The 21,167-nt window shown below is 58.9% G+C and carries 15 protein-coding genes; 11 read left to right on the forward strand and 4 right to left on the reverse strand.

The window, feature by feature from the left end:
* Nucleotides 1-52 precede the first annotated feature (52 nt).
* Nucleotides 53-1,174: a PP2C family protein-serine/threonine phosphatase gene (locus NW829_RS03080; RefSeq protein ID WP_011434461.1), complete on the reverse strand. Its 1,122-nt coding sequence runs from the start codon at nucleotides 1,172-1,174 to the stop codon at nucleotides 53-55.
* Nucleotides 1,175-1,616: 442 nt separating this feature from the next.
* Here NW829_RS03080 and NW829_RS03085 point away from each other — a divergent pair, with 442 nt between their 5' ends.
* The 11 genes from NW829_RS03085 (at nucleotide 1,617) to rsgA (ending at nucleotide 15,935) form a co-directional block, all read left to right on the forward strand.
* Nucleotides 1,617-3,371, forward strand: a complete 1,755-nt coding sequence (locus NW829_RS03085; RefSeq protein ID WP_414416409.1) for a hypothetical protein — start codon at nucleotides 1,617-1,619, stop codon at nucleotides 3,369-3,371.
* Nucleotides 3,372-3,464: 93 nt separating this feature from the next.
* Nucleotides 3,465-4,505 (forward strand): NADP(H)-dependent aldo-keto reductase, encoded by a 1,041-nt coding sequence (locus tag NW829_RS03090; protein WP_414416410.1) that lies wholly within the window; start codon nucleotides 3,465-3,467, stop codon nucleotides 4,503-4,505.
* A 173-nt stretch (nucleotides 4,506-4,678) separates the two neighbouring features.
* Complete coding sequence (locus NW829_RS03095) at nucleotides 4,679-6,403, forward strand: S-layer homology domain-containing protein (RefSeq protein WP_414416411.1); 1,725 nt, start codon at nucleotides 4,679-4,681, stop codon at nucleotides 6,401-6,403.
* A 134-nt stretch (nucleotides 6,404-6,537) separates the two neighbouring features.
* Entirely contained in the window at nucleotides 6,538-7,458 is a 921-nt protein-coding gene (locus NW829_RS03100) for a hypothetical protein (RefSeq protein ID WP_414416412.1), read from the forward strand.
* 66 nt (nucleotides 7,459-7,524) lie between these two features.
* Nucleotides 7,525-8,745 carry a DUF445 domain-containing protein gene (locus NW829_RS03105; RefSeq protein ID WP_011434466.1) on the forward strand — a complete coding sequence of 407 codons (1,221 nt, stop codon included), beginning with the start codon at nucleotides 7,525-7,527 and terminating at the stop codon, nucleotides 8,743-8,745.
* Nucleotides 8,746-8,785: 40 nt separating this feature from the next.
* A complete protein-coding gene (locus NW829_RS03110; protein WP_414416413.1) occupies nucleotides 8,786-10,447 on the forward strand; it encodes a bifunctional metallophosphatase/5'-nucleotidase in 1,662 nt (553 codons plus the stop codon).
* Between the two features lie 156 nt (nucleotides 10,448-10,603).
* A complete protein-coding gene (gene grpE / locus NW829_RS03115) occupies nucleotides 10,604-11,341 on the forward strand; it encodes a nucleotide exchange factor GrpE (RefSeq protein ID WP_071818179.1) in 738 nt (245 codons plus the stop codon).
* A gap of 179 nt (nucleotides 11,342-11,520) precedes the next feature.
* A complete protein-coding gene (gene dnaK / locus NW829_RS03120; protein ID WP_414329166.1) occupies nucleotides 11,521-13,329 on the forward strand; it encodes a molecular chaperone DnaK in 1,809 nt (602 codons plus the stop codon).
* 130 nt (nucleotides 13,330-13,459) lie between these two features.
* Nucleotides 13,460-14,644, forward strand: coding sequence for a molecular chaperone DnaJ (gene dnaJ / locus NW829_RS03125; protein ID WP_414329167.1), 1,185 nt, complete (start codon nucleotides 13,460-13,462; stop codon nucleotides 14,642-14,644).
* Nucleotides 14,641-14,910, forward strand: coding sequence for a sulfurtransferase TusA family protein (locus NW829_RS03130; RefSeq protein WP_414329168.1), 270 nt, complete (start codon nucleotides 14,641-14,643; stop codon nucleotides 14,908-14,910). Before dnaJ ends, NW829_RS03130 begins: the two co-directional genes overlap by 4 nt.
* Entirely contained in the window at nucleotides 14,907-15,935 is a 1,029-nt protein-coding gene (gene rsgA, locus NW829_RS03135) for a ribosome small subunit-dependent GTPase A (protein WP_414416414.1), read from the forward strand. Before NW829_RS03130 ends, rsgA begins: the two co-directional genes overlap by 4 nt.
* A 160-nt stretch (nucleotides 15,936-16,095) precedes the next feature.
* Here rsgA and NW829_RS03140 read toward each other — a convergent pair whose 3' ends face one another.
* The 3 genes from NW829_RS03140 to smc form a co-directional block, all read right to left on the reverse strand.
* A complete protein-coding gene (locus NW829_RS03140) occupies nucleotides 16,096-16,677 on the reverse strand; it encodes a Uma2 family endonuclease (RefSeq protein ID WP_414416415.1) in 582 nt (193 codons plus the stop codon).
* 185 nt (nucleotides 16,678-16,862) lie between these two features.
* Nucleotides 16,863-17,444, reverse strand: coding sequence for a Uma2 family endonuclease (locus tag NW829_RS03145; RefSeq protein WP_011434474.1), 582 nt, complete (start codon nucleotides 17,442-17,444; stop codon nucleotides 16,863-16,865).
* An 88-nt stretch (nucleotides 17,445-17,532) separates the two neighbouring features.
* Nucleotides 17,533-21,093, reverse strand: coding sequence for a chromosome segregation protein SMC (gene smc, locus NW829_RS03150; RefSeq protein ID WP_414416419.1), 3,561 nt, complete (start codon nucleotides 21,091-21,093; stop codon nucleotides 17,533-17,535).
* Between the last annotated feature and the right edge of the window lie 74 nt (nucleotides 21,094-21,167).

Raw genomic sequence — 21,167 nt, forward strand, 5'->3', positions numbered from 1 at the left:
TTCTCTATCTCGTCAGTGCTCTCTTTTGGCTCAAATGAAAGATCAACACAACCTAACCAAAGCTGATCCGGAGCAGGGAGAAATCATCCTCAAAGTCCGTCCGCCCCTGAAAGGATTGGGCCTGATGGATCACCTGATCCAAACTATTGCCAGCGCCCTTGCTCAGCAGGGCTATCAAATTGTCCAGCCCCCAGATTTCTCTCTGGGGGTTTATGACTTCGTAAACTCCATCACTGAACAGGTAGAGATGGCTGTTCTCGGGGATCCGCACCTGATCCCTTTGAAAAGTGAGGTCGGGCAAAATGCCAATGGGCAAGTTGGCAGTCTTCAGCAGGAGCGAATCCTGACCCTGGATGAGCAGGGCAGGTGGGTGGCCGGCACTGGCAAAAGAGAGCAGACGGGATCCCGGCTGATAAACCCCATACCAAAGGGTGAAGTACATCTCATGGTGGGATCCCATTTGAAAAGAGTGGTTGAGGGCACGCAAGACCGCGTCCGGCTGGCGGGGATCGGCATCGGCCAAGCCTTGAGTGCGCAACTGGTTCATCACCGACACCGACAACAGAGCGGATCCCACCCCATGCCCCGACACATCCAGCAGATAGATGGCCAGGTGTTCCTCATCCAGCCAATGATAGTTAAACGAATCTCCCCCCAATTCCTGGGAGGGTAAAAAGCGCCACTCGAGGGTCACTTTGCAGTCGGGAAAATAGGCCGGCTCCGGCAGGAGGGAACGCACATAGCTGGCCGCCTCTGCCAATTCTGCCCGTAACCTGGCCGTTTGCTGCTGCAGGTCATAGCTGAGCTGGTGTAAGCGCAGCCCGGCTCGCACACGTGCCCGCAACTCATTGGGGTCGATGGGCTTGCTTAGAAACTCATCTGCTCCGGCATCCAGGCCCTGGATGCGGTCTTCCACCTCAGTGCGGGCGGTGAGCAAAATAAAAAACGTCGTGGAAAACTTGGGATCGGCTTTGATGCGTCGGCAAACCTCCAGCCCATCCATGTCCGGCATCATCCAGTCACAGATGATCAGCCCCGGCACCAGCAGGTGGGCTTGCTCCAGCCCCTCGGAACCGTTGCTGGCCATCTCCACGGTGTAGCCCTGTCGTTCCAGGGATCGCTTCAACACCAGCCGAATCGTCGGATCGTCGTCAACAATCAAAATGGTCGTCATGACCGCTGCACCCCAATCCCAAAGTCAAAACGCATTCAAACCCAACTCCAGCCCGATATCCCATACCGATAGGCAGACCTCTCATCCTAGCTTAGGGGTTGCAGCAGGAAAACCGGCTCGGCAAGCAGTTCACGACAACGGGGAAGGCCTCAACAGCTTCATCCATCGGAGCTGAAGGTGCGTATCGATTTGTGGATCCTCAAAACCGTGGTTGCACGCTACCCAAAAGCTAACCGTTTCCAGATACTGGTGGCGGGAGACAATTCGAGGCAGATTCTGGGCAGATTCTTCTTGAGAGACTTTCATTGGATACAGAGATACAGATCACACTCATCCATCCTTCGCCGACTTAGAGTGAACGTTAAGATTCAATAGCCTTTACCGCATGAGCACATCTCCCCCATCCTTATCCCCTTCCGCCGTTCAGGATTCGCGGGCGAGCTTGCCTCCGGGACCTAGCGAAGCTCACAGGGGAGAAATTCGGCTGGAGGACTTGGACGAGAAGCAATTGTTGGCCGGCCTATCGTCGGTGGTGTTAAACCCGGCAGCTTGGAGTTGCTTCAGCGTCAGCGAAACCAGCCGCCTGCTACGCCCCCTGCAAATCTGCCCTGACTTGACGGGAACTCTTGTTCTCTCCCCAGGGGCCACTGCCGAAGTGGTCTATAAGTTCCTGCTGAGCGACGGTCGGATCGGGACTATGAAGGGGCTGATCTCCATCGAAGACTTCCGCAGCGAGCGGCTGCGCTCTGTTTACGATCAGCTTCACATCGAGAAGATTATACCGGTCTTCACCGAGTCGGTTGTGGTGCAAATCATCGACCATTTGAAACCGATTTTTGCCCGTGACTTGGATGAGCTGCTTTGGCAAGAAAGTTTTTACTTTACCCCTCAAGATCTGCGCCAGCAGGAGTTCTTGTTGCGCGGCCTACGGCCCGAGGCGATCCCACGCAGCTTTCGGCCTCACCTGCAAAGGGTCTACACCCAGATTATGAAGGTGTGTCGCAGCTTGCCCAACATCGCCTTCCAACTGTGTCTGCGAGCCTACCTGGAGTACAACGAGGTCAAGAACAGGCATCTGCTGGCGCTTCTGCTCAGCAAGTATTTTTACACGCTCTACCGCATTGGTGGGTTGGACGGTTGGGAAAGTGGGGATCCGGTGGAGCTGGGATCCCTGCGCTCCTCCAATCGGCAGGCTCGACTCCAGGCTCTTGCTCGCCTTCTAACCCTGGACAACGACAGCGACGCTCCCCTGGTGGGCATTGGGGGCAGCGGGCTGGGGGGCAGCTATTTCAGCGGGGAACGGGAGCCTACTGGTGTTGAGATGGTGAGCTCGGAGGAGATTGAAAAGCTGCGGCAAGATGTGGAGGTGGCCCGCGGCCAGATCGCCGAGGCCCAGCAGTTGGTAACTCAATATCAGGAGGAGAAAAAACAGGAACTGCTCACCCGCCTTCAGGATCCGGGAAAGTTTCTTCTCTTCAGCATTCATCAGTTTTTTGACACCCTCTTCGGATCCCTGCCCAGAGAGGTGAAAAGCGAGTACGGGGCAGTTTGGGTGCCGCGCACCTCCTACTTGGATGAGAAGGAGCGAGACAAGCTGACAGAGCATTTGCGCCACATCACCAGCGAAGCTTATTTGGTCAGCGTTCCCTTTGCCGAGGCCACCCTCATCGGCTATTGGCGAGTTTTGGCGGATTCCTTCTACAACCAATGGGTTTTGAATCAGTACAAACAGTTGCAAAGCTATGGAGTGGATCTGGAGCAACAGGGCATCCAGATTCTGGAACGAGAACGATTCCTGGATGAGGTTCAGTTGCGCTTTGCCGCCCGCCACCGAGAAATCGTCACCCAAAATGTGGAGAAGATCACCCAAATTGTGGTGGATAGCCTGGCCAAGCGGGTGGCCCTCAACACGGGCCAGCAAAGTTTTCAGGCTATGCGGGCCAAGTTGACCACCGTTTTGGATATGGACATTTCCCGCAAAGACGTGGGGGAAGCCAAGCGGCTGATCGACTACTTTACGGATGTGTTTTTGGGCAAGCGGGAGGAGCTGCGCTCCCCCTATCCGGTGGGCACGATTTTGCAAGTCAAGGCGGCCATTGAGGCTCGCCCCCCCGATAACCGCACCCGCATCGGTCTGGAAATTTTGGGTCAGCTCTACCGCGAGTACGTTCCTCTGCTGGGATCCGCACCGAAATAGGAACGGGGGCATAGCGGGGGATCCCGTAGGCCGACAGGTTTTGGGCACAATGGGGACTGGCGCGCTGTCTAGGGTTGGAGACGGAGATTCCCCATGCGCTACCGCCAGCTTGGCCACAGCCCTTTGCAAGTTTCCGAGATCTGCCTGGGCACCATGACCTTTGGGCAGCAAAATACTTTGGCTGAGGCTTTCGAACAGCTCGACTACGCGGTGGAGCACGGGATCAACTTCATCGATACCGCCGAGATGTACCCGGTGCCGGCGCGGGCGGAAACCCAGGGATCCACCGAGCGCTACATCGGCGAGTGGCTGCAACACCAACCGCGGCATCGCCTGATCCTGGCCACCAAGATCACCGGCCCTGGTCGGCCCTGGCATTGGATTCGCGGCGGATCCCTGTCCATTACCCGCGACAACCTCAGGCAGGCGGTGGCCGGCAGCCTCAAGCGCCTGAAGACCGACTACATCGACCTCTACCAGATCCACTGGCCGGATCGCTACGTGCCCCTGTTTGGGGGCGTTGCCTACGATCCCAGCCAGGAGCGGCCCACCGTTCCCATTGCCGAGCAGTTGCAGGCTCTGGCGGAATTGGTGCAAGAGGGTCTCATTCGCTACATCGGCCTGAGCAACGAAACCCCTTGGGGGGTGAGCAAGTTCTGCCAGGTGGCCGAGCAACTGGGGTTGCCCAAGGTGGTCTCGATTCAGAATGCCTACAGCCTCATCAACCGCACGTTTGAAATGGGCCTGGCGGAAGTCTGCCGCCACGAGCAGGTGGGCTTGCTGGCCTACAGCCCGCTCGGATTTGGGCTGCTGACGGGCAAATATCTGGGGGGGGTGAAGCCGCCGGGATCCCGTTTGGCCTTGTTTGAAGGCTTTGGCCAGCGGTACCGCAAGCCGAATGTGGAAGAAGCGGTGGCCGCCTATGTGCAAATTGCCCGCCGGCACGGTCTGACACCGGCCCAGTTGGCTTTGGCCTTTGTGCGCAGCCGCTGGTTTGTCACCAGCACCATCATTGGGGCCACCAGCCTGACCCAACTCAAAGAGAACCTCAGTTGCCTGGATGTGGAGCTGTCCCCGCAGATCCTGGCGGAGATCGAAGCGGTGCACCAGCGCTACCCCAATCCTGCCCCTTAAGAGGTTGGCGAAACCGACGGCCAAATAGAACTTTTCGGAAGGTTTCCTCGTCTGGGTGTGCGGTTTGGATATCCTCTCCTACACTTCTGTCCGGCCAACTTCCAGGGCCCCTCCCAACCGAGAGTGGGGATCCAAGACTGTAAATCCCGTACCCAGAACCTGAGGTGTGAACGATGCGTGAGCTTTCCCTTTGGCAGGGCTGGAAAACCGCCGCTCTGGTGATCAGTTGCAGCAGCTTGGCCTGGCTTGGGGATCCCGCTTTGGCCCAACTTTCTGATATCAGCACCTATTGGGGTGCCCAGTACATTGCCGGGTTGAATGAACGACAGATCATCGGTGGCTTCCCGGATGGCACCTTTCGCCCCAATGAATCCATCACCCGTGCCCAATTTGCCGTCATTGTCACCAAAGCTTTTGGCCTAGATACCAACGTTCCTGTGCGCTCCTTTGCCGATCCCATTCCCAGTTGGGCGGCTCCCTCCATCGGCGCGGCGGCAGCGGCAGGGTTTGTTTCCGGCTTTCCGGACGGCACCTTTCGCCCCAACGATGTGCTCACCCGTGCGCAGGCCATCACTGTCCTGACCCGTGCCGCCACCAACGGTAGGCTCATCGAAGATGCCGGCCAAATTGACGCGATCCTATCCGCGTTCGGCGATGCCAATTTGGTTCCCAACTTTGCCCGCGCCCCCATCGCGACAGCGGTTCAGGAAGGGCTGTTGGTGCTCTACCCCAACCCCACTCAATTGAATGCCCAGGCGGTGGCCACGCGGGGGGAAGTGGCTGCCCTTACCTACCAAGCGCTGGCCAAGGTGGGTCGAGTACCCAATTTGGATCCGCCGGTGGGGGCTGCCATCCCCGGCCCTGGGATCCGTACCGAGCTCCTTGCCCAGGTCACTCCTACGCCCGAACCCCTGGCCACGCCGGACATTCCCATTGAGCCTCTGGTGGAAACGCTGCCCGCCGCTCCAGAGGTGAGAACCTTCTTTGCCCGCGAAGAGCTGGGATCCGTAAACCCAGGGGATACCGTTACCGTGTTTTTGCTGGGATCCCCAGGTGCGCAGGGATCGTTTTCCATCCCCGGCATTGCCTACAACCTGCCGCTGCAGGAAACCCGCCCAGGGCAATACGAGGGCAGCTACACCTTCCGCAGCCAAGACCGGGCCTCAGAAGCGCCTGTTTTTGCCCGCTTGGAGCGGGATGGACTGGTAACCCTGGTGCAGCTGCCGGATAAGACCATCACCATCGGGCGGGTGACCGACACCACCTTCCCCACCATCAGCGAACTGGCCCCTCCCAACGGATCCCTAACAGACAACCCTCGCCCCTCCATCTCAGCCCGTTTCCAGGACGACCAGGGAATCGACCTCAATAGCTTTACCTTGCTGGTGAACAACGCGGATGTCACCGCCCAAGCCCAGCTCACCCGCACCGGCTTCGCCTACACCCCAGCCGAGCCGCTGCCCACCGATCGACCGACCTTAATTGCCGTCCAAATTGCCGATACCAGCGGCAACACTGCCATCCAGCAGTGGTCTTTCCAGGTGCAGGCCGCCCAGCCCACTGCCACACCGACCCCAACACCAACCCCAACACCGACAGCCACGCCCACACCGACCCCAACGCCGACTCCAGCTCTGACCCCAACGCCAACCCCAACACCGGTAGCTACGCCTACTCCCACACCCACGCCGGAAGCTACACCCACTCCCACTCCACAGCCTGGCGGGGAGCCTTCACCTTCTCCTTCTCCAGAAGGACGGTCTCCTGCAGAACCCAAGCCGGAGTCCAGCCCCGAGGCTCAGGAGAGTGAGGCTACAGAGTCTCCTAAGCCAGAATCCCCAGCCCCCCAGCCAGGGGATCCCGGCGGACCGACTCCTTCTCCTTCCCCCAGCCCCTAGGGAAAACTCGATCCAGACCCCGAACAGGCTCAATAGTGTTTTAAGAGCTTCCGATCCCTTAATACCTACTAAATCTAGTGGGCACAAGCGGGGCAGGATGTTAAGCTACTGCCAGTTGCGACCGGATGGGATCCATGAGCTCAACCTTGCAGCCGTTCCTGCATTTGTTGCAGAGGAGTTCCTTTTGGGGGGTGTTGATAGCCGGTGCCGTTACCCCGGTTGCTGCTCAGCAGTTCGAGTTCACCCCTCAGCCGGTGCCCCCCAGGGGGGATCCCGTCCCTACCTTGCCCTTGCTGAGTGCTCCGCCCTCCCCCGGCTCTGCCACGGCCCTGCCACCGGTACCTCAGGTGCCGCAAATGCCGCTGGATCCCACAGCTCCGGCCTTGGATCCGATCCCGGTGGTGCCTGTTCAAGCGGCCCCAGGTGGACAACTCCCCCAAGGCGAGGCCTATTCCTATCAACGTCGGCCCGACCTCAGCCCAGGTGGGGATCTCTCCGGAGCCACGCGGGGCGAGCTGCCTGCCGGCACCCGTATTCTCCTCACGGTCTACCGCCCCATCACTTTCCAGCCCTACCAGGCCATTAACGGCCACCTGGAAGTCTCCGAGCCGGTGGTGGATCGCTTTGGCCAGGTGGTGATCCCGGCAGGGAGTGTAGTGTGGGGCACTTTTGAGCCGGTTTACCGAGAACTGAAGTTGTCTGGCCGGGAGGCGGAGAGCGCCGATCCCCAAGAGCGGGTCGTCGGCAGCCGCTTTGTGGCCAACCGCCTCACCATTGGGTCTTCCACCTACTTGGTGAGAGGCCAATCTGCGCCGCTACCAGTCGGGTTGGATCGCAACGCCGATGTCGGCACAACTGTAGCCCGCGGGGCAGGCTATGGGGCAGCAGGTGGGTTGGCCTTGGGGATCCTCACGGGGGGATGGGGCTTTTTGCCGATCTTGGCCGGCAGCTTGGCCGGCGCTGCGGCAGGCAGTACCAATATTGACCGGGTGGTGACGCTGCAGCCCAATACGTTGGTGGAGCTGGAACTGACCGATAGCCTGATCATCCAATAACTGGTCAACGCTCTCTTGCGCTGGGGCAGGTCAGTAGAGTAGAAGAGAGCACCCTCAATTGCTTCCATGGCCTTCTGGATCTACGTTGTGCCCCCGCTGGCCGGGCTGGTGATCGGCTATTTCACCAACGACATTGCCATCAAAATGCTGTTCCGGCCCTACCGCCCCTATCGGGTTTTCGGCTGGCGCATCCCCTTTACCCCCGGCCTGATCCCGCAGAACCAGCCTCGTCTGGCCAAGCAGATCGCCAAGACCATCATGGGATCCCTGCTCACGCCGGAGGAACTGCACAATCTGGCCCGTAAGCTGCTGCAAACCGAGCGCATGCAAGCTGGGATCCGCTGGCTGCTGGGGGTAGCCCTGGATCGGCTGCAAAATCCTGAGCAGCAGCAGCAAACCGCCCAGGTGTTGGCGCGCATTTTGGCCGATCTGTTTAACGAGTCGTTGCCCCGCCTGGTGAAGGTGCTTGCCCGCCAAGAAACCTTTTTGGAAGGGCCGATTAACCAACTGTTCGACCAAGTGTTGCTGGAGCTGCGCCTCAGCAGCGAGCAGGCTAAGCAGCTCTCGGAGTGGATCCTGAAGCAGGCGCTGCCCCCAAAGGTGTTGCGGCAGAACTTGGTGGACTTTCTCACCGATCGCAACATCGAATCCCTTGACGAGGAGTTTCGTGAACGAGCGACCGGCTCCTACTGGGTGGTGGCCAACTTGTTCGGCCTGAAAAATGCCCTGTTGCGCCTGCGCACCTATTGTCTAGAAGAGCCGGAAGGGGCAGAAGCCATCTTGGAAGATCTGCTCAAAGACATCAACGCCTCCCGCCGCCTGACCGAGATCCTGCAGAACCTCTCGCTGCAAAACCTGCCGGTTTCCGCCGTGCGTCAGTTGCGCCGTGCCCTCCGCGACGGGATCCAAGATTACCTGCGCAGCCAAGGGCCAGAGGTTATCAAAGGGCTGGGGGAGACCATCGATTGGGAAAAAGTGGCCAGCCTGGTGTTGGGACGCCTGCGCAACTCCAAGGCGTTGATCACCTCCATCGATCAGATCAGCGCCGACCTGGCTTTGGTCTTGGAGCGCTACCTAGAACGGGATCTCGAATCCCTGATGATGCAGGTGATCCCGGTGTTGAACCTGGATCAGGTCATTGCCGATAAAGTCAACGCCACCTCCCCTGCCGACCTGGAGCAGGCCATCCAGCAGATTGTGCGCCAAGAACTCCAGGCCATCGTCAACTTAGGCGGCCTCCTCGGCTTTTTGGTGGGCTGTGTGCAGGTGCTGTTCTTGCTGGGCTGACGAGTTTGGGTTGGGCTTTGACTTTGGCTATGATATGAGGATGCGATTAACAATTCTCCACACTTCGGATCTCCACGCCAATCTACATCCCTGGAACTACTTCACCGGGATCCCTGCGGAGCACGGTTTAGCCAAGCTGGCCACCCTCATCAAGCGCGTGCGAGCAGCCAGTGAGGATCCCGTCCTGCTCATCGACAGCGGCGACACCATTCAGGGATCCCCCTTGGGCACCTACTATGCGCAGGTGGAGCGCGTCTCTCCCCACCCCTTGGCCCATGCCCTCAACGCCCTAGGCTACGACGCCTTTACCCCTGGCAACCACGACTTTAACTTTGGGCTGCAGGTTCTCCGGGATTTTGTCGGCGATCTCCGCTGTCCGGTGCTCTGTGCCAACATCCTCCGCCAGAATGGGGATCCCCTCTTCCAGCCCTACCTGATCCGGGAATTGGCCGGGGTTCGCGTTGGCTTGCTAGGGCTGACCACCCCCCGCATCGACACCTGGGAGCGACCCGACTACATTGCGGGGCTGCGCTTTGCCCCCTTGTTGGAGACCGCCCGCCACTACCTGTCGCTGCTGCGACCTCAGGTGGATGTTTTGATCTTGATCCTGCACAGCGGCCCCAACCAATTGCCCCCCCTGCGCACCCCTGAGCATTGGCACAACCCAGATCGCTCCGGCTGGTGCAGCAACAAAAGCCTGGCAGGGGAAAACGAACTGTTGGCCCTGGCCGAACTGGACGGCATTGACGTCATCCTCTCCGGCCATACCCACCAGACCATTGCCGGTCTGGGGGGATCCCCAGCTCTAGTGGTGCAGCCCGGCTATTGGGGCAGCCACCTCTCCCAGGTATCCCTGGAGCTGGAGCGCCAGGGCAGCCGCTGGCAAATCATCAGCAAAAGCGCACAGCTCCTCTCCGCCGAAGGGATCCCTCCCGATCCCGAACTCTTGGCCTTGACAGAGCCCTATCATCAAGCCACCCTGCGCTACATCCGTCAGCCCATTGGCCAAGCCCGTTCTGCCTATAGCGGCGGTCTGGCAGCCCGTCTGGGGGCCAACCCTCTGGCAGAGCTGCTCCATCAGGCCCAATTGCAAGCAGTGCGGGAGGCAGGATTCCCCGCAGAGCTCTCCCTGGTCAACATCTGCAGCAGCGCCGGCCTGTCGGCAGGCCCCATCTCCCTGCAAGATGCCTACAGCCTCACCGTCTACGACAACACCCTCTGCGTTTTGGAGATCACCGGAGATATTCTGCGGCGCGCCCTGGAACAGACTGCCGGCTATTTTCGCCAGTTGGATCCCAATCACCTTCCCGCCGATCCTGCTGCCGTCGTGGCCCCCGAAGCCCGCGGCTACACCTTCGACCTCTACCACGGCATCGACTACTGCTTCGATCTCACCCGCCCCGTAGGAAAGCGCCTGGTGACCTTACAATTCCGCGGACAGCCGGTGGAACCAGCACAGACCTTTCGCCTGGCCATTAACCACTACCGAGCCGGCGGCGGCGGCGGTTACAGCATGTTCCAAGAAGCCCAAACCCTGTGGATCTCAGCCGATAGCATCCGCGACTTTCTGGTCTACTATATTCACACCCACTCCCCCATTCAACCCATCTACAGCCCCAACTGGCGCCTAATCCCCGACTTGGCCAAGATCTACTTCCCCGATTGCCTGGGCCGGCCACGGGAACATCTGCTGGTCGGCTAGGAAAGAAAAGATATTGACTTCAACTGGCTGAAAGAGAACCCGGTAGAATACGATCAACACAGAGCCTGGTTTGGCTGAGTGCAGCGGCGGTTTTGAAACTGCCAAACTGGGGATATCCGAGTCACTGCTCATTGCTAACACTTGCCGACATCGCCCATGACTGCCGAAGAGAAGCAACCGATGGCCCCAGAAGATACCTATCCTGAACTACAGGAAGAAGAGATCGACGTAGAGGCAGAGCTGGAGAAGCTGATTTTGGAAGATAGCGAAGCAGAAGCCGGTACCTCCTCCGGAGAAACCGCAGCTGAGCCTTCTCCAGATCCCGGTGAAGCTCTCAAGCAGCTCCAGCACGAGTTGGAAGTTGTCCGCCAGCAACTCAAAGAGAAAGAAGACGCCTACCTGCGCCTCTACGCCGATTTTGAAAACTACCGGCGGCGTACCCAGCGGGAAAAAGAAGAGTTCAGCCAAAAAGAACGGCAGAAATTTGTGCTGGAGATCTTGCCTGTTGTGGACAGCTTTGAGCGGGCTCAGCAGCAGCTGAAGCTGGAAACCGACCGCGAGCGGGAGCTGCACAACAGCTACCAGAGCGTCTATCGCCTGCTGGTGGAATGCCTGAAGAAGATGGGCGTCTCCCGCATGAAATCGGTGGGCCAGCCCTTCGACCCCAACCTGCACGAAGCCATAGCCCGTCAGCCCAGCCCAGACTATCCTGAAGATGTGGTAGCCGTCGAATATCAGCCGGGTTACAAGCTGGGGGACTTGGTGATCCGTCATGCCATGGTGGCCGTCTCGGCGGGCAGCCCCAGCTCTGAACCATCCCCCCCAGCCCAAGCCACCATCGAAGCTGGTCCGGAAAACACGCCCGCCTCTCCCCAAAACCCCCAACCTTCCTAGCCGAACTTGCTCACTTGAACCTTGACAAACAGAGCCAGAGCAGTCTCAGAAACGCTACAGTAAAGCTACGGAGACGAAAGCAACGTCTGAAGGTTTCTGCGGGATTCTGGGCAGAATGCTTTTAAGATCCGTGGAATCGCGTTCTTGGGTTGAGACTTGGCGCACGGGAAGAGGGGGCTATGGGTAAAGTCATCGGGATTGACCTGGGAACCACCAACAGTTGCGTGGCGGTTTTGGAAGGTGGTCAGCCCGTTGTGATCACCAACGCCGAGGGAGGGCGCACCACCCCCAGCATTGTCGGCTTCGCCAAGAACAACACCCGCTTGGTGGGCCAACTGGCCAAGCGCCAGGCGGTTACCAATGCTGAAAACACCATCTTCAGCATCAAACGCTTCATTGGCCGCACCTTTGCCGAGACCGAAGATGAGCGGAGGCGGGTTCCCTACAAAGTCATCCCCGGTCGAGACAACATGGTGGAAGTGGCGGTGCAAGATCGCGCCTACACTCCGCAGGAGATCTCCGCCATGATCCTGCAAAAGCTGAAGGCCGATGCGGAGGCCTATCTGGGGGAGCCGGTGACCCAAGCCGTGATCACCGTTCCCGCCTATTTTACCGATGCCCAGCGGCAGGCCACCAAAGATGCGGGCACCATTGCCGGCCTGGAGGTGCTGCGCATCATCAACGAGCCGACAGCAGCCGCCCTGGCCTATGGCCTAGACAAACAAGATCAAGACCTACGCATTCTGGTTTTCGATTTGGGTGGCGGCACCTTCGATGTCTCGGTGCTGCAACTGGGCAGCGGCGTGTTTGAGGTGCAAGCGACTGCCGGCAACAACCACCTGGGGGGGGATGACTTCGACCAAAGAATTGTCGATTGGCTCATCCGTCAGTTTTTGGAGACGGAAGGGATCGACCTCTCGCGGGATCGCATGGCCCTGCAGCGGATGCGGGAGGCTGCTGAGAAGGCCAAAATTGAGCTGTCCAGCACCCAGGTTACACTCATTAACCTGCCTTTTATCACCGCCGACGATTCGGGGCCCAAGCACCTGGAAGTGGAGCTGACCCGCGGCAAGTTTGAGGAGTTGGTGCGGGATCTGGTGGAGGCCACCGTGGAGCCTACAGAACAGGCGCTGCGGGATGCTGGCCTCTCCCCTGCAGACATCGACCGCGTGCTGCTGGTGGGCGGCTCTACTCGTATTCCCGCTGTCCAGGAGAAAATTCGGCAAATCTTCAAAAAAAACCCAGATCGCTCCGTCAACCCGGACGAGGCGGTGGCCCTTGGCGCTGCCATCCAGGCAGGCGTGGTGGGTGGAGAAGTGAAAGATCTACTGCTGCTGGACGTGATCCCTCTCTCGATTGGGGTGGAAACGCTGGGGGGAGTCTTCACCCGCATCATCGAGCGCAACACCACCATTCCCACCAGTAAAACCCAGATTTTCTCCACTGCCACCGATGGCCAGAGTGTGGTGGAGATTCACGTCCTGCAGGGAGAGCGGGCCATGGCCAAAGACAACAAAACCTTGGGCCGCTTTCAGCTGACCGGGATCCCGCCGGCTCCCCGTGGGGTGCCCCAGATCGAGGTTTCTTTTGACATCGATGCCAACGGGATCTTGAAAGTCTCGGCTCGGGAAAAGGGGACAGGAATCGAGCAGAGCGTCAAGATCACCAACAACGGTGGCTTGAGCAGCAGCGAGATCGAGCGAATGCGTCGGGAAGCGGAGGCCTATGCCGAAGAAGATCAGCGCCGGCGGCAGTTGGTGGAAGCCCGCAACCAGTCAGATAGCCTGCTCTACAACTACGACAAAACCCTGCAGGAGCATGGCAATCGCCTCAGCGAAGCTCGAATCCAGCGGGGGGCTCAAGTGGCGGGCACATTGAGGGCATTGCTGGCAAATGATAACGTAGACTTAGCAACTTTACGGAACGCAATGGAAGAACTGCGGGCTGTCCTGCTGGAGATGGGTAGCGAGATCTATGGAGCTCGCTGAGGATTCTAGGCAACTGCTTGCTCTCCCCCAGCTCCGGTGCCTTGTAGGTCTGCTTCGGTTGTGCTGCCTGACAAGTTGCATCTCAAGTGTGTCTGATGTTTTGATCTTTAACCTCTTCTGAAGCGCTTCTATGGCTCGCGACTACTATGAAATCTTGGGGGTTAGCCGCGATAGCTCCAAAGAGGAGATCAAGCGCGCCTATCGACGGTTGGCTCGTAAGTACCACCCGGATGTCAACAAGGAGCCAGGCGCCGAGGAGCGCTTCAAAGAGATCAACCGTGCCTATGAGGTGCTCTCTGATAATGAGCTGAAAGCCCGCTACGATCGCTTTGGAGAAGCGGGTTTGAGTGGAGCTGCTGCGGCAGCAAGTGGATTCCAGGATTTTGCGGGGATGGGTGGCTTTGCCGACATTTTCGAGAGCTTTTTCACCAACTTTGCAGGGGCAGGAGCCAGCTATGCCCGCAGTCGCCAGGGGCCGGTACGGGGCGATGATCTGCGCTTTGACCTAAAACTGGAGTTTCTGGAAGCCATCTTCGGCGGCGAAAAGCAGATTCGCATCAGCCACTTGGAAGTCTGCAACGTCTGTGGAGGCAGCGGGGCTAAGCCCGGTACGGAGGTGAAAACTTGCCCCACCTGCGGGGGCGGCGGTCAGGTGCGGCGGGCAACCCGCACGCCGTTTGGCAACTTTACCCAGGTCTCGGTTTGTCCCACCTGTGGTGGCAGCGGTCAGGTGTTGGAAGAGCCCTGCTACAACTGCAATGGCGAGGGCTTGGCCCAAACCACGAAGAAACTGCGCATTAACATCCCAGCCGGCGTGGATAGTGGCACCCGTTTGCGGGTTTCCGGGGAAGGCGATGCCGGTCGACGCGGTGGCCCGCCCGGGGATCTCTACGTCTACCTATTTGTGGAACCGGATCCCGACTTCCAGCGAGATGGCCTGACCATTCTCTCGGAGGTGCGGGTGAGCTATTTGCAGGCCATCTTGGGGGCCAAGGTCTCTGTGCCCACCGTGGACTCGAAAGCCGGCCTGGAGGAAGAGGTGGAGCTGACCATCCCAGCCGGATCCCAGCCGGGTACAGTGCTGACCCTGGAGGGCAAGGGGGTACCTCGCATTGGCAACCCGATGTCTCGGGGCGACCACCAAATCACCTTGGTGGTGGAGATCCCCACCCGCATCAGCTCAGAAGAGCGGGAATTGCTCATGCGCCTGGCTGAGCTGCACGGAGAACGCATCAACAAGCGGGATGGTTTCTTGGGCGGGTTGTTGCGGGGGCTGGCCCAGATGCCTGGCAACCGGGAGCGTGAGGAAGAATGACTGCAGAGGCTGTTTCGTCGGAAGAGGTCAAGTTTATCCTTGACCAGCGCGGGATCCCTTGCCCACTTAACTACGTGCGGGCGAAGCTGCGCCTGGAGCGCATGGCTCCTGGAGAACTGCTGGAGCTATGGCTGGATGCGGGAGAACCTCTGGAGCAGGTGCCCAACAGTCTAGCCATGGCCGGGCATCGGATTGAGGGACAGGCAGCTTCCCCCGAAGGCCATTACATTCTCTGGGTGCGTCGCGGCACACCTGCGTCGCCATGAACCCGGTGAAACCGGAAGGAAAAGATTGTACCGGCTGGGTGCGAGCAGCGCAGGCCAACTTTTATCGCGTGCGGATCGATCCAAGTTTGGCTGCCCTCTTTCCCGAGATCCCGGCTCGGTTTCCGGTTGAAAAGCCCACGCCGGCAGAGATTCTCTGTACCAGTCGGGCCAAGCTGAAAAAAATGGGTCAGCAGGTGATGGTGGGGGACTGGGTGGAGGTGCGCTTGCCGCCTGCTGCCGCCGACCTCTGGCCGGAGCGGGGGGTGATCGAGGCGATCCTGCCGCGGCGCACTCAGCTGCCTCGACCCGCTATTGCCAACGCGACCCAAGTTCTGGTGGTGGTGGCCCTGGCCGAGCCCGACCCTGAGCCCAACGCCCTCAGTCGTCTGCTGGTGCAAGCCGAGGCCAGCCAACTGCGGGTTCAGGTGGTGTTGAACAAATGCGACTGCGTGGATCCAGAAGTGGCGACAACTTGGGTGGAGCGTCTGCAGAGGTGGGGATATGAGCCTCTGTTGGTCAGTGCCCACACCCGAGCTGGGATCCCCCAGTTGCAACAGTGCTGTCGAGATCAGATCTCGGTGGTGACAGGCCCTTCCGGGGTGGGCAAATCCAGCTTGCTCAATCGGCTGCTGCCGGACGTTCGGCTGGCCACTCAGGCCGTCTCCAGACGTTTGGGCCATGGTCGGCACACCACCCGCCATGTGGAGCTGTTTCCTTTGCCGGAAGGCGGTTGGATCGCCGATTCGCCGGGATTCAATGCTGGCGAAGGGATCCCGCCGGTGCATCCTTTGCAGTTGATACGGTGCTTCCCCGAAGTAAGGGATCGCTTGGGCGCCTGTCAGTTTCGCGATTGCCTGCACCATCGAGAGCCGGGCTGTGGGCTCCGAGATCTGGATTGGGAACGACGGACTTTTTACTTGCAGCTTTTGCAAGAAGTCCAGCAGGTGCAAAAGGCATCGGTGGGCCTTATCCAGCCTGGCCAAGATCCCAGTCTCGCCAGAATTGCGCGAAAGACCCCAATCTGAGGACTATAGTCATTCCAAACTAGATTGAGACACTCCTCAAGCATTCCGTGCAGCTTCTGCGACCACTCCCAGCCCCTCTTCCTTTGGGAGAGGGGAGTTAGAAACCAATACACAAATGTTTCATTCCTGTCTAAAATGACTATAAAACGACCGTAGAATGTCAGGTGGACCAGATCTTGCGGATGGGCAAGGTGAAGCCCGGCAGCACGTCCTCTCCCGATAAGGTTTCCGGATCTTCGACCAATTCCGGCGCTTGCCCTTGTCGGTAGATCATCACCCGCTTGGCCTTGGGATCCAGCAGCCACCCCAGCCGGCAGCCGTTGTCCATGTATTCTTGCATCTTGGCCTGAGTTTGAATCCAAGAGTCGGTGGGCGAGAGGATCTCCACCACAAAATCGGGGCACAAGGGCAAAAATCCTTGACGGACTGAGGGATCCAAAGCTTCCCACTTTTCAATCGGGATCCAGGCCAAATCCGGGGAGCGGTCGCTGCCTGAAGGCAAGGAAAATCCGGTGGAAGAATCAAAGCTTTTCCCTCGGCCCGATTGCCGATTCCAAACATAAACTTCCCCGGCAATTTCAAAGTTAAGATTGCCCGTTTCCCCACCGGTTGGAGACATGATGACCAATTCTCCTTGGGCAGTACGCTCCAGCTTCAGCTCAGGATTGGCGGCACAAAGCCGGATAAAATCTGCTCGGCTGAGGTTTATCAGGGGAGATAGATTCAGAGTCAGAGCAGCCATGGTAGTGTGACTCCGCCTGTTTTTGGCCTATCGCTCAACATTTTTACTGCAGCTGTTTCCAAGGTTGGGAGAGTTCTGCAATTGCGTGGGATCCCTGTCATGCAAGAGATCCATCAGAGTTGGTTGGGTTAAGGGCGTGGAAAAAAGCTGTATCAGGGATCGTAAATCCGTGAAAGCTACTCATATCAAGCCGACCAGATCTTGCGAATGGGCAAGGTGAAGCCCGGCAGCACGTCCTCTCCCGATAAGGTTTCCGGATCTTCGACCAATTCCGGCGCTTGCCCTTGTCGGTAGATCATCACCCGCTTGGCCTTGGGATCCAGCAGCCACCCCAGCCGGCAGCCGTTGTCCATGTATTCTTGCATCTTGGCCTGAGTTTGAATCCAAGAGTCGGTGGGCGAGAGGATCTCCACCACAAAATCGGGGCACAAGGGCAAAAATCCTTGACGGACTGAGGGATCCAAAGCTTCCCACTTTTCAATCGGGATCCAGGCCAAATCCGGGGAGCGGTCGCTGCCTGAAGGCAAGGAAAATCCGGTGGAAGAATCAAAGCTTTTCCCTCGGCCCGATTGCCGATTCCAAAGGGTTAAGTCTGTGGTGATTTCGGCATTCCAGTGGCCGGTTTCCCCGCCGGTTGGAGACATGATAACCAATTCTCCTTGAGCGGTACGCTCCAGCTTCAGGTCAGGATTGGCGGCACAAAGCCGAATAAAATCTGCTCGGCTCAGAGTTGTCAGGGGGGATAGATTCAGAGTCAGAGCAACCATGGCAGGCGTTTGGACACTCCTAAACCATTCTTAGAATGAGTCTAATGGGACCTCAGGATTTGCCCTCTGCTCTTAACCAAGCCACATCTTAACTGGGGTGAGGGGCGGGTTTGGTCAGGCCGATCACCTGAGTGTATGCACCGCGGGCCTGGGTTACACCAATGGTGTGCTCAGCTTTTTCGATCATGGGGCGGCGTAAACTGACCACCAAAAACTGCGCCTGACGAGATTGCTGCCAGATCATATTGGCCAATTTTTCCACATTGGCCCCGTCCAAAAACATATCTACTTCATCAAAGGCGTAAAAGCTGGAAGGGCGGAATCGCTGCAGAGCAAAAATAAAGCTGAGGGCTGTCAAGGATTTTTCTCCTCCCGACATGGCGCTGAGACGGCGCACCGGCTTACCTTTGGGGTGGGCCACCAAGGTTAGACCGCCTGCGAAGGGATCCTCTGGGTTTTCCAATTCCAAATGACCATCCCCATCGGAAAGTTGGGCAAAGATGGTTTGAAAATGGCCGTTGACGGCATGAAAGGCATCCAAGAAGGCTTGCCGACGCAGGGTGGAAAAGTTCTCGATGCGCAGCAACAACTCGGTGCGCTCTTGGTGCAGGGTTTCCAGTTTGGCGCTGAGATCCCGCAGGCGAGCTTGGGTCTGTTCGTATTCGGCAATGGCCAGCATGTTTACCGGCTCCAGGGATCGCAATTGCTCTTCGATTTTGCGTTTTTGCCGCTGCAGCTCGTCTAAGGTCAGGGTGGCGGGCAAGTCGGGCAGCGGATCCGGCAGCTCTTGAACCACCGCTTGCAGTTGGGTTTGCAGTTGGGCCAGCAGAGCCTCTTTTTCCTGTTGTTGGGTGAGGGCGTTGTAGCGTTCCCACTCCAGGCGTTGGATTTGCTGTTGTTGGGCCCGCAATTGGAATTCTTGCCGATCCCGCTCTTGGCGCAGGTGGGCGAGGCGGGCCTCGATCTGGCTTATCTGTTGCCGTTGCTCGGCAAGGTGCTGCTGGATGTGACCAAGGGTGGCTTGGGCTTGGACGATTTGCTCCTGCAGATAGGCTTGGCGCTGTTCGCTCTCTTGCAGGCGCTCCTGGTGGTGCTGGATTTGGGCCTGTTTCAGGTGTTGTTGGCCGGAGTTCTCCTGCTGTTGCCGCTCCAGTTGGGCCAGTTGCTGCTGCAGCTCTGCCAAGCGACTTTCTTGCTGCTGCACCGTCTGCTGCAGTTGCTGCCAATGCTGGTTCACCGGGGATCCCTCCAGTTGGCTGAGCTTGAGGGCGAGATCGGATAGGCGCTGTTGCAAGGGATCCCAGCGCAGTTGAATCTGCTGGAGCCGCTGCTGGATCTGGTGGCTTTCGCTTTGCCTTTGCGCCAGGGATCCCTGCAGGTGTTGCAGGCGGGCCTGTTGCTTTTGGCAGTCGGCTTGGTGCCGCTCCAGATATTGCTGGGCTTGCAGGGCGTCTTGGCGAGCCAGGAGCAGGGCTTGGGCCAGTTGTTTTTCGCGGGCTTGGGCTGCTTGTAGGCGCAGGGTGAGGGCGGCCAGCAGTTCCTCCAGCTCGGCCAAGCGGGAGCGCAAGGCGGCCTCCTCGGAAGGTTCGCCGGCAGAAAAGTGGATCCCAGCTCGCTGGGGGGCGCTGCCGCCGGTCATGGCGCCCGAAGTTTCCAACAGCTCCCCTTCCAGAGTAACCATGCGGTGCTTGCCGATGTGGGGCTGGGCCAGCTCTAGGCTTTGGAAAACCAGGGTGGAGCCGAACACAAAGCCGAAAACATCCCGGTAGCGCTCTTCAAAACGCACCAAACGAATGGCGTAGTCGATCAGGCCGTCCAATTTCAGGGGGCTGGGTGGGCGGGTGGGCTGGAGCTTATTCAAGGGCAAAAAGGTGGCGCGTCCGGCTTTTTCCCGCTTCAAAAAGTTGACAGCGCTCACGGCCACGGTGTCATCCTCCACCACCACAAAGTGCAGCCGGTTGCCTGCTGCAACCTCCAGGGCCAGTTGATACTGGGGATCCACCTGCCCCAACTGGGCCACCAACCCCAAAACCCCCGGCAGACGGGCACTCAAGATGGCTTGGGTCGCCCGGGATCCCTGGGATTCTTGCAACACTTGGCGGCGGGTTTCCCATTTGTCCAGTTGCCGCTGCTTGGCGTGCAGCTCGGCGGCCAGGCGCTCGTGGGTGGCGCGATCCAACTCCAGGCCGGCCTGCAGTTGCGCCAGCTCTTGGGCCAGGGTCTGAACCTGAGCTTCCGACTGTCGGCAAGTGTGTTCCAGCTCGGCGGTGAGGGCCAGGTGGGATCCCAGCCACGCCTCGATCTGGGCAATCTCCGCCTGGATCTCTTGGCTTTGCCGTTCCAGTTGCCGTTGTCGCTCTTGCAGGCGAATTTGCTCCTGTTGGAGAGGCTCCTGTTCGGCGCGAAGTTCCTCAATGTGGCGGGTGAGGTAGCGCTGCTGTTTCACCCAGGCATCGGCGGATTGGGCTAGGGCGCGCAGCTGTTCGCGGCTCTGTTCCAAGCTAATTTGGGCTTTCTGAACCTGGGCCTGCAGGGATCCCTGGGCTTGGGCCAGTTGCTCTTGTTGGCTGTGCAGGTGTTCCAGCTCCGCCTGCAGATGCTGCTGTTGGGCTTGGCACTCCTGATGTAGGCGCTGCGCTTGCTGGATCTCCTCCTGCCAGGCTGCGATCTGTCGGCTGACCTGTTGCCGCTGTGCTTCGGCGGCGGCGATTTGGGCTTGCAGGTGCAGGTATTCCTCCTCTCCAAGAGCATGGATGCGGCTTTGCAACTCGGTCAGGGCGGCTTCGGCTTGCTGCAAATGCTCGCTCAAGGTCTGCACCTGAGCGGTGGCCTGCTCCTGAGCCTCCAGAAGCTGCTGAATGGCCGCCTGGGTTTCTTCCACTTGGACTTGCAAATGCCGCCAAAGCAACACCTGTTGCTGCTGCTCCAGCGTTTGCAACTGCAGCCGCAGTTGCTGATAGTGTTGGGCCTTTTCGCTCTCTCTGAGCAGCCGCTCTCCTTGAGCTTGCCATTCCTGTTCGATGAGCCGAAAGCGCTCAATTTGTTCCCGTACCGCCTCCAGCTTGCTGTTGGCCTGGGCGATCTTGCGGTCGAAGGTGGCCACCCCCGCCAATTCGTCGATGATCTGCCGCCGTTCCTTGGGGTGCATGGAAATGATGCTGGTGACATCCCCCTGTAAAACGACGTTGTAGCCGTTGGGGTAGATGTGCATCGCCTCCAGTTGTTCGTGCAGCTCGCTCAGGGTACAGGGCACATCGTTGATGTAGAAAGTGCTGGTGTAGGGGAGAGAATCCGTCCCGCTATCGCGAGTGGGATCCTCAGCCTTTCCGGGCTTGACCCGCAGCCGGCGACTGACTTTCCATTCCCTGGGCTGACCATCTTCTCCTGGCCCCAGCTCAAAGGTGACAGAAACATGGGTTTCCACCTGCCGATTGCCGTTGAGGCTGCCGGAATGCACCAGATCCAAAAGCCTCTCTGCCCGCATCCCCCGCGAGGACGATAAACCCAGCGCGAACAGGATCCCATCCAGGATGTTAGACTTACCGGAGCCATTGGGGCCAGAAATAACCGTGAACCCCGGCAACAGGGGTATCGAGGTTGTGCTACCAAAGGACTTAAATCGGGTCAGCTCAATCCGCTTGACGTACATCACACCCCACATCTAGCGTGACCACCGGCAGATGATGGCAACAGGCTAGCATGGGTAGCAAAAACCTGTGCAGC

Origin of the sequence: Synechococcus sp. R55.8, from assembly GCF_047461895.1 — a bacterium.
In the GTDB taxonomy this organism is placed as follows: domain Bacteria; phylum Cyanobacteriota; class Cyanobacteriia; order Thermostichales; family Thermostichaceae; genus Thermostichus.

Bases quoted from the DNA above. Each gene is read 5' to 3' on its own strand.
- dnaK (WP_414329166.1), top strand. From the start codon at position 11,521: ATGGGTAAAGTCATCGGGATTGACCTGGGAACCACCAACAGTTGCGTG.
- NW829_RS03130 (WP_414329168.1), top strand. From the start codon at position 14,641: ATGACTGCAGAGGCTGTTTCGTCGGAAGAGGTCAAGTTTATCCTTGAC.
- NW829_RS03080 (WP_011434461.1), bottom strand. From the start codon at position 1,174: ATGACGACCATTTTGATTGTTGACGACGATCCGACGATTCGGCTGGTG.
- dnaJ (WP_414329167.1), top strand. From the start codon at position 13,460: ATGGCTCGCGACTACTATGAAATCTTGGGGGTTAGCCGCGATAGCTCC.
- NW829_RS03110 (WP_414416413.1), top strand. From the start codon at position 8,786: ATGCGATTAACAATTCTCCACACTTCGGATCTCCACGCCAATCTACAT.
- NW829_RS03140 (WP_414416415.1), bottom strand. From the start codon at position 16,677: ATGGCTGCTCTGACTCTGAATCTATCTCCCCTGATAAACCTCAGCCGA.
- NW829_RS03090 (WP_414416410.1), top strand. From the start codon at position 3,465: ATGCGCTACCGCCAGCTTGGCCACAGCCCTTTGCAAGTTTCCGAGATC.
- NW829_RS03145 (WP_011434474.1), bottom strand. From the start codon at position 17,444: ATGGTTGCTCTGACTCTGAATCTATCCCCCCTGACAACTCTGAGCCGA.
- NW829_RS03105 (WP_011434466.1), top strand. From the start codon at position 7,525: ATGGCCTTCTGGATCTACGTTGTGCCCCCGCTGGCCGGGCTGGTGATC.
- NW829_RS03095 (WP_414416411.1), top strand. From the start codon at position 4,679: ATGCGTGAGCTTTCCCTTTGGCAGGGCTGGAAAACCGCCGCTCTGGTG.
- smc (WP_414416419.1), bottom strand. From the start codon at position 21,093: ATGTACGTCAAGCGGATTGAGCTGACCCGATTTAAGTCCTTTGGTAGC.
- grpE (WP_071818179.1), top strand. From the start codon at position 10,604: ATGACTGCCGAAGAGAAGCAACCGATGGCCCCAGAAGATACCTATCCT.
- NW829_RS03100 (WP_414416412.1), top strand. From the start codon at position 6,538: ATGAGCTCAACCTTGCAGCCGTTCCTGCATTTGTTGCAGAGGAGTTCC.
- rsgA (WP_414416414.1), top strand. From the start codon at position 14,907: ATGAACCCGGTGAAACCGGAAGGAAAAGATTGTACCGGCTGGGTGCGA.